A 7,986-nucleotide genomic window follows, 5' to 3' on the forward strand; every position below is an offset into this window, starting at 1 on the left:
CGCCCGGCCGGGCGGTCAGCCCACCGTCTCGCGCGAGCGCCAGGCGGTGCGCACGGAGGTGCGGCCGTTGGTACGCAGCAGCGAGCCCTCGTACACCCGGGCCCCGGCGGCCACGAACGCGGCGGCCGCGACCAGCAGCAGGGCCAGCGACACGAGCGGCTCCCAGCCCGCCGCGTCCCCGGTGAACAGCCGCAACGGCATCGCCGTCGGCGCGGAGAACGGCAGGTAGGAGAGCACCCGCATGGCGGTCGCGTTGTCGTTCAAAAAGATCACCGCGAAGAACGGCAGCATGACCGCGAGCTGCACCGGCATCGACACGCCGGCGATGTCCTCCTGGCGGTTGACCAGCGCCCCGGCCGCCGCCCACATGGCCGCGACCAGCACGAATCCGAGCAGGAAGAACGGCACGAACCAGCCGATGGCCGGGGCCAGCAGCGAGAGCAGGCCGCCGTCGCCGCCGAACTGCACACCGACCACGGCGACCACGGCGACCAGGGCGATCTGCCCGAGGGCCAGCGCGGTGCCGGCGATCATCTTGCCGGCCAGCAGCGCCCGGACCGGCACGGCCGCCACCAGGATCTCCACGATCCGGGTCTGCTTCTCCTCGATGATGCTCTGCGCGATCTGCACGCCGAAGGTCTGCGACGTGACGAAGAAGATGAACGCGAAGGCGAACGGCACCAGGAAGGCCACCACCGGATCCACCGCGTCGGGGTCCAGCAGCCGCACCGTCGGCTGCGTGCTCAGCGCCGTCACCACGTCGTCGGGGGCCTCGTCCATCGCCAGCACCGCCGGCCCCGAGACGACCGCGGCGTCCACGTCGCCGTCGCGTACGGCCTGTTCGGCGGCGCGGTCGTCGGGCACCGTCCGCACCTCCAGCCCCGCGTCGCGCAGCGGCGCGGCCACCGCCTCGGTGACCGCCACGCTCGACGGGCCACCGGAGAGCATCGGCGGCAGGATGGTCGCGGCGGCGGCGATCAGCAGGAAGAACAGGGTGCTGAACAGGAACGTGCGGTCGCGCAGCTTGACCCGGATCTCCCGGGCGGCGACCAGCCGGGTGGCCTGCATGGTGTTCACTGGGCGACCTCTCGGAAGATCTCGGTGAGGGAGGGGCTGACCGGGCGGAACGCGCGGACCGGGCCGCGGGCCAGCGCCGCGTGCAGCACCGGCTGCTCGTCCGCGCCGGGCGCGAGGTCGAACACGGCGCGCGCGCCGTCCAGGTCGACGAGGGTCACCCCCGGTTGGTCCCGCAGCCAGCCGGCGTCGGTCTCCACCACCAGCTCGAAGCGGGGCGAGGTGTACGTCGCGCGCAGCCCCTCCCGGCTGCCGGCGGCCCGGATCGCGCCGCCGGCGATGATGACCAGGTCGTCGCAGAGCCGCTCGACGACGTCGAGCTGGTGGCTGGAGAAGAGCACCGGCACACCCGTGGCGGCCCGCTCCCGCAGGACGGCGACGACCGTGTCCACGGCCAGCGGGTCGAGGCCGGAGAACGGCTCGTCGAGCACCAGCACCTCGGGGTCGTGCACCAGGGCGGCGGCGATCTGCGCGCGCTGCTGGTTGCCCAGCGACAGGGTCTCCAGCAGGTCGTCGCCGCGTTCGGCGAGCCCGACGCGCTCCAGCAGGGCGTCGGTGCTCCGCCCCGCGTCGGCGGCGGTCATGCCGTGCAGCCGGCCCAGGTAGGTCACCTGGTCCCGGACGCTCATCTTCGGGTAGAGGCCGCGTTCCTCCGGCATGTAGCCGAAACGGCGGCGGGCGTCGCGGGTCAGCGGCGCGTCCCGCCAGGTGATCTCCCCGGCGTCCGGGGCGAGCACCCCGAGGATGATCCGCATGGTGGTCGTCTTGCCGGCGCCGTTGCCGCCCACGAAGCCGGTCATCCGGCCGGCCGCCACGTCGAAGGACACGTTCTGGAGCACCCGCCGGTCGCCGAAACTGCGGTCGACGCCGTCGAGGCGGAGCACATTGGTCACGGCGTTCACGCTAGATCGCCGCCCGCCGCCCGCCGTCCGCCCCGAGATCGAACGTGCCGTCCCCCTCGTGGCGGAGGCCGGTCAGCCGCCGGGGCGCACCACCCCGTGCTCGTACGCGAAGACCACCGCCTGCACCCGGTCGCGCAGGCCGAGCTTGGCGAGGACCCGGCTGACGTGCGTCTTCACGGTCGCCTCGCCCAGGTGCAGCCCGGTGGCGATCTCGGCGTTGCTGGCACCCCCGGCGACCAGGACCAGCACCTCCCGCTCGCGGGGGGTCAGCTCCCGCAACGCCTCCCCGGGCGGCGTCCCCGGGCCGCCCGCCGCGACGGGCTCGCCGGGGCGGGCGAAGGTGGCGATCACCCGCCGGGTGATCTCCGGGGCGAGCAGGCCGTCGCCCCGGGCCAGCACCCGGATCGCCTCGATCAGCGCCTCCGGGGTGCCGTTCTTGAGCAGGAAGCCGCTGGCCCCGGCGCGCAGCGCGGCGAAGAGGTAGTCGTCGCGGTCGAAGGTGGTGAGGATCAGCACGGCCGGCCCGCCCGGCGCGTCCTCGTCGGCCGTGATGCGCCGGGTGGCCTCCAGCCCGTCGACGCCGGGCATCTCCACGTCCATCAGCACCACGTCCGGGCGCAGCGCCCGGGTCATGGTGACGGCGCGCTCGCCGTCGGCGGCCTCCCCGACGACCTCGATGTCCTCCTCCACCTCCAGGATGACCCGGAAGCCGGTGCGGACCAGGTGCTGGTCGTCGGCGAGCAGCACCCGGACCGGACGCTCCGCTCCGGGCTCCCCGTGGCCGCCGCTCACGCCGGCCGCCCCGTGGCGAGCGGCAGCGGGAAGCGGGCCCGTACCCGCCAGCCGCCGCCGACGCGCGGCCCCGCCTCCAGCTCGCCGCCGTGGGTGGCGACCCGCTCGCGCATCCCCACCAGGCCGAGCCCGTCGGCGTTCGCCGGTCGGGTGGCCCGTCCGTCATCGGTCACGTCGACCTCCACCTCGTGCGCCAGGTAGCGGATCCGCACGTCGAGCGCGGTAGCCCCGGCGGCGTGCTTGAGCGCGTTCGTCACGGCCTCCTGGGTGACCCGGTAGGCGGCCTGGGAGACCGAGTCCGGCAGCGGCGCCGGGTCCCCGTACACCCCCAGGGTCGCCCGCAGCCCGGCCTCGCGGGCCCGGTCGACCACGGCGGCGATCTGGCCGACGCCGGCCGGGTCGGCCTGCGTGCCGCCGCCCGGTTCGGTGTCGCGGGCGCGCAGCAGGCCGAGCATCCGGCGCAGCTCGTCGACCGCCGTGCGGGCCGTCTCCTCGATGGCGCTCAACGCGGCCCGGGCCTTGACCGGGTCCTTGTCGAACACCCGGCGGGCGGCGGACGCCTGCACGCCCATCACCGACACGTGGTGCGCCACCACGTCGTGCAGCTCCCGGGCGATGCGGACCCGCTCGCCGACCACGGCGTGCTCACGGATCTCGGCCTGCGAGCGGCGCAGCCGCTCGGTCTGGGTCTCCAGCTCGTGCTGGCGGCGGACCGCCAGCCAGGCGATCTCGCCGAAGAAGTACGCGAAGCCGAAGTACAGCATGTTGACCAGCACGCCGCTGACCATCGCGGCGAGCACCGGGGGCACCGGCCCGACCGCCTGGGCGAACGCGTCGGCCGGGATGCTGCTGTAGGTGGTCGCGTAGTAGATCCCGAGCCAGAGGAACATGGTGGCGATGACGCCGATCCTCAGTCGCCGGGACAGCCGCCGGTCCCGTCCCCACGCGCCCAGCGTGTAGAGGGCGGCGAAGAGCGACCACGAGGCGAGCTGCGTCTCCGGGGCGGAGCGGGCCTGCGCGGCGATGAACGCCACCGAGACGACCAGCGTGACGGCGGCGGGGAAGCGGCGTCGCCAGATCAGCGGCAGGGTCACCGCGACGGTCCAGAAGATCTGCTCCGGGCCGGAGGGCGGCGGCCCGAGCAGGAACGCCCCGGTGCTGCGCGCCAGGGTCAGGCTGAACAGCGCCAGGACCGTCGCGGCCAGCCCGGCGTAGACGTCCAGCCGGCGCTGCTCCGGGGTGGGCCCGGGCCGCTGCCAGTCCTCGTCGCTCTCGCTGTTCATCCAGGTCAGGATCTCATCCCGCCGGCCGCCGCCGGTCCGGCACCCGGCCGGGACGCCCCGGCCCGCCCCGGCGGCGGGGCCGGGCGGCGGGCGTGGTGGCGCGTACCCGGTCCAGCAGCCGGTCCAGCTGCCCCCGCGCGGCGGCCGACCCGGCCGGGCGGGTCCAGCCGACGAAGCGGGCGAACAGCTCGGCCGGGTCCGGCGGCCGGGGCCGCAGGCGCAGCCAGTCCCCGGCGGCCTCGTGCAGCAGCACGCAGAGGTAGACGGAGAGCCCGACCGGGTCGTGCGCGTACTCGACGCGCAGCGCCAGCTTGGCCGGCTGGCAGGGCCAGGGCGCCGCGCAGACCCGGCAGCGCCAGGCCGGCCGCGCGGCGACGTGCCGCCGCCGCCCCGTCGTGGGTACGGGATTTGGGTACGTGCGCGCGCACGTGAGCGACCGCCCGGACGACGTTGATAGCCTTCAACGCAGGTGGGAGAACCTGCGGGGCGAGGCGCTGCCCCGCCGGGCGTCCCGGGAGCTCGTCGCGGAGGTGGCGGAGTCATGGACCTGACCGGCGCGGTCTGGCGGAAGTCCACCCGCAGCGACAACGGCGGGTCCACCTGCGTGGAGGTGGCGACGAACCTGGCGGGCGTGGTGGGCGTACGCGACAGCAAGGACCGTGGGGGAGCGGTGCTGGCCTTCGGCCCCGCGGCCTGGGCGGGCTTCCTCGCCGCGGCCACCGCCGGCGCGCTGCGCCCGGGCCGGTAACCGGCGCCGCGACGCGCGCCGGCCCGGCACGCGGTGGCGTGCCGGGCCGGCGTCGCCCGGTCAGGTGCGGTTGCGGTACGCCTTCTGGGCGCTGTCGAAGATGTCCCAGAGCGTCACGAGTACGGTGCCGGCGATCACGGCCGTCGCCACCAGGTTGAGGTTGTCGACCTCGCCGAGCCAGTCGAAGCGGGCGACGAGGTCGGGGTTGAGCAGCCGGTCGGTCGACATCAGCCAGACCACCGGCACCGCGAACGCCAGGTTGAGCACCGCGTTCACGGCGACCAGCGGCCAGGTCCACCGCCCGGCCCGGTACTTGGCGATCTCCAGGCCGATGGTCGCCACCAGCACCGCGATCAGGAACGGCAGCCAGGAGCTCCAGAGCGCCGGGTCGAGGATCGGCAGGTTGCCGCCGCCGTCGTCGGTGACGAACGAGCGGAAGTGCTGCATCGGCAGGTACGCGATGACGAGCGTCAGAAAGCTGATCGAGGCGACGGTGTCGGCGCAGGTGATCTGCCGGTGCAGCGGGGTCTCGGGGAGCTGGTCGACGCTCCAGGCGGGCAGGTGCAGGGGGGTGCTGGTGCGCTCCAGCACCGCGAAGACGGCGGTGACCCAGAAGGCGATCTGGACCGCCACCTGGATGGTGCCCGAGATCCCCGCGCCCACCGCCTGGCCGACGGTGCCGCCGTCGGCGGCCTCCAGCACGCCGACCAGCACGCCGACGCCCACCGGAATGAAGCTGAGCAGCAGCTTCATCAGCCGCGCCCAGGCCAGGTAGTAGGTCGGCCCGATGAGCTGTAGGTGGCGGTCGGCGTAGCGGGCGGCCAGCAGGTCCGGGTCGCCCAGCTCGGTGAGCACCTCGCGCTCGGCGGCGGCGGCCTCCTGCCCGCCGGCCGTGCGGCCCTCGACCATGTCGTCGATCGAGGCGCGCAGCTCGGTGGCGATCTCCTCGCGGCGCGCGACCGGCACCGAGCGCAGGGTCGCGGCCAGGTAGCGGTCGGTCAGGGTGGTCATCGGTCGGCTCCTTCGATCAGCCCGGTGAGGGAGGTCTGTACGGCGGCCAGGTCGGTGAGGAGGCGGCCCAGCACCGACTCGCCCTCGTCGCTGGTCCGGTAGAACTTGCGCGGGCGGCTCTCCTCGGTGTTCCACTCGCTGGTGAGCAGCCCCTGCTCCTCCAGCCGCCGCAGCAGCGGGTAGAGCGTGTTGGCGTCGACCGGGAAGCCGTGGTCGGAGAGGCGTTGCAGCAACGCGTAGCCGTAGCCGGGGCGGCGCAGCGCGACGAGGCTCGCCAGCACCACGGTGCCCCGACGCAACTCCTGGAGGTGCGTCCGGAGGATCTCATCGCTAACCATGTGTCACACCATAGTGTGTGGCACACACTATGGTCCAGTGCTACATCATCGTGTGGATCGCTATTAGTGTGTTCGGGTGAAACGGGCGGCGGCGGACCCCTCCTCGGGGGTCCGCCGCCGTCGCGCGCCGCTCAGCAGGATCGTCCCTCCCGGAAGGCGCGCTCGACGAACGACGCCGGCCCGACCTGGAGGTAGCCGGCACCGGGCCGGATCGGGTGGCCGGTGAAGAGCTCCACCCGGGAGCCGGAACGCACCAGGTAGGCCGACGAGTCGCCCGCGTCGTTGCGGATCATCGAGCCGCGCGGGCCGTAGATCTCCTCCAGCTCGGCGAAGGACATGCCCACCGACGCGCCGGCCGGCGTGCGGGGCGGCGCGGTGGCGGTGCCCACCTCCACCAGGCGGGCGTCCCGGAAGGCCAGCAGGACCTTCCCCGCCCAGGCCCCGGTGACGCCGGCGCGGAGCACGCCGTCGCAGTCGGGCGCCACCCAGTCGACGAGGCCGGCGGCCGACAGGTCCGCCAGGCGGGCCCCGATCCGGAACGGCCCGGCGCCCCGGACGCTGATGACCCGGACCTCGTCCGGATCGGCGGCCGGATGGACGCCGGGCCGGTTGGCGCCGTCCACGGCCGGCCGGGACGCGGCGGCGGCCGGGGCCGCCGCGGTGAACGGTACGAGCCCGGCCGTGGCCAGCAGGGCGGTGACGACGATGTGCGAGAGACGGTGCACGGGGATCTCCTCCTCAAGGAGTACGGCTGTCCTTGTCCTGTTGGTCACCCGCCGGGCGGAATCGGTTCGTCGTCTTCCCGACCGGTACGCCCAACCCGCCGGCCCGCCAGCGCCGCGGCCCGCGTCGCCCCGGCCCCGCGCGGCGGCGCGGGCTGCCCCCGCCCTGGTCCGCCGTCTACTGTCGAGGCGGAACGGCGACCGGCGGCGCCGGTGTCGGGGGTGGTGCGGTGACCAGTCCGGGGCGGATCGGGCCCTACCGGGTCGAGCGGTTGCTGGGCACGGGGTCGTTCGCGACGGTCTGGCTGGCCCACGACCCGGTGCTCGACGCCCCGGTGGCGATCAAGGTGCTGGCCGAGAACTGGCACCACGACCTGCGGGTACGGGAGCGCTTCCTCGACGAGGCCCGCCTGCTGCGCCGGCTCGACGACGAGCGGCTGGTCCGCGTCCACGCGGTCGGCGAGCTGGCCGACGGCCGGCCGTACTCGGTGCTGACCTGGGCCGACGGCGGCAGCCTCCGCGACCGGCTGGGGGCCGGCCCGATGCCCGTCCCCGCCGCCGTGGAACTGCTCGCCGAGATCGCCGCCGGCGTCGCCGTGCTGCACCGGCACCGCGTGGTGCACCGCGACCTGAGCCCGGGGAACGTCCTGTTCCGCGGCGGCCCGGACGGCGAGCGGGTGCTGATCGCCGACCTCGGGCTGGCCAAGGCCCTCGCCGCCGCCTCCGGCCTCACCGCCCGGGCCGGTACCCCCGGTTACATGGCCCCGGAGCAGGACGACCCGCTCGCGATCGTCGACACCCGTGCCGACGTGTACGCCCTGGGCCGGCTCGGCCTGCGACTCCTCGCCCCGGCCCCGCGCCCGGCCGCCGTCGCCGAGCCCGGTCCCGTCGCCGAGCCAGGTCCCGTCGCCGGTTCCGACCTCGGCCCCGTCGCCGACGCGGCGGTCGGGGCGCGCCGGGGCGTCCCGCCGGAGGTGGCCGAGGTCCTGCGCCGGGCCACCGCGCCCCGACCCGCGGACCGGTACCCGGACGCCACCGCCTTCCGTGCCGCCCTGTGCCGGGCCGCACCGGCGGCCCCGTGCCGCGCCGCACCGGCGGGCCCGCCGGCCCGCAAGG

10 protein-coding genes are annotated in these 7,986 nt (G+C 75.2%); 2 read left to right on the forward strand and 8 right to left on the reverse strand.

The genetic code is table 11. From position 1 onward, the window contains the following. Positions 1-15: 15 nt before the first annotated feature. From V6V16_RS07795 to V6V16_RS07815, 5 genes are all read right to left on the reverse strand, one after another. Positions 16-1,077 carry an ABC transporter permease gene (locus tag V6V16_RS07795; RefSeq protein ID WP_334560925.1) on the reverse strand — a complete coding sequence of 354 codons (1,062 nt, stop codon included), beginning with the start codon at positions 1,075-1,077 and terminating at the stop codon, positions 16-18. Beyond that, positions 1,074-1,967, reverse strand: a complete 894-nt coding sequence (locus tag V6V16_RS07800; protein ID WP_334560926.1) for an ABC transporter ATP-binding protein — start codon at positions 1,965-1,967, stop codon at positions 1,074-1,076. The genes V6V16_RS07795 and V6V16_RS07800 overlap by 4 nt, the downstream gene beginning before the upstream one ends. 81 nt (positions 1,968-2,048) lie before the next feature. After that, complete coding sequence (locus V6V16_RS07805; RefSeq protein ID WP_334560928.1) at positions 2,049-2,768, reverse strand: response regulator transcription factor; 720 nt, start codon at positions 2,766-2,768, stop codon at positions 2,049-2,051. Next, positions 2,765-4,051, reverse strand: coding sequence for a sensor histidine kinase (locus V6V16_RS07810; RefSeq protein WP_334560930.1), 1,287 nt, complete (start codon positions 4,049-4,051; stop codon positions 2,765-2,767). The genes V6V16_RS07805 and V6V16_RS07810 overlap by 4 nt, the downstream gene beginning before the upstream one ends. 13 nt (positions 4,052-4,064) lie before the next feature. Then, positions 4,065-4,304 (reverse strand): hypothetical protein, encoded by a 240-nt coding sequence (locus V6V16_RS07815; protein WP_334560931.1) that lies wholly within the window; start codon positions 4,302-4,304, stop codon positions 4,065-4,067. Between the two features lie 288 nt (positions 4,305-4,592). On the opposite strand from V6V16_RS07815, the gene V6V16_RS07820 reads away from it, so the two are divergent. Further along, positions 4,593-4,799 (forward strand): DUF397 domain-containing protein, encoded by a 207-nt coding sequence (locus V6V16_RS07820; RefSeq protein WP_334560932.1) that lies wholly within the window; start codon positions 4,593-4,595, stop codon positions 4,797-4,799. 60 nt (positions 4,800-4,859) lie between these two features. On the opposite strand, the gene V6V16_RS07825 is transcribed toward V6V16_RS07820, so the two are convergent. From V6V16_RS07825 to V6V16_RS07835, 3 genes are all read right to left on the reverse strand, one after another. Beyond that, the gene (locus V6V16_RS07825; protein WP_334560933.1) at positions 4,860-5,810 is read right to left on the reverse strand and encodes a permease prefix domain 1-containing protein; all 951 of its coding nucleotides are present in this window, start codon (positions 5,808-5,810) and stop codon (positions 4,860-4,862) included. Further along, positions 5,807-6,148 carry a PadR family transcriptional regulator gene (locus V6V16_RS07830; protein WP_334560934.1) on the reverse strand — a complete coding sequence of 114 codons (342 nt, stop codon included), beginning with the start codon at positions 6,146-6,148 and terminating at the stop codon, positions 5,807-5,809. The genes V6V16_RS07825 and V6V16_RS07830 overlap by 4 nt, the downstream gene beginning before the upstream one ends. A gap of 131 nt (positions 6,149-6,279) precedes the next feature. Continuing rightward, the gene (locus V6V16_RS07835) at positions 6,280-6,873 is read right to left on the reverse strand and encodes a hypothetical protein (protein WP_334560935.1); all 594 of its coding nucleotides are present in this window, start codon (positions 6,871-6,873) and stop codon (positions 6,280-6,282) included. Between the two features lie 227 nt (positions 6,874-7,100). Here V6V16_RS07835 and V6V16_RS07840 point away from each other — a divergent pair. Then, the coding region (locus tag V6V16_RS07840; protein ID WP_334560937.1) for a serine/threonine-protein kinase at positions 7,101-7,986 on the forward strand (886 nt) is incomplete at its 3' end.

Origin of the sequence: Micromonospora sp. CPCC 205561, assembly GCF_036906775.1 — a bacterium.
Taxonomy (GTDB): Bacteria; Actinomycetota; Actinomycetes; order Mycobacteriales; family Micromonosporaceae; genus Micromonospora.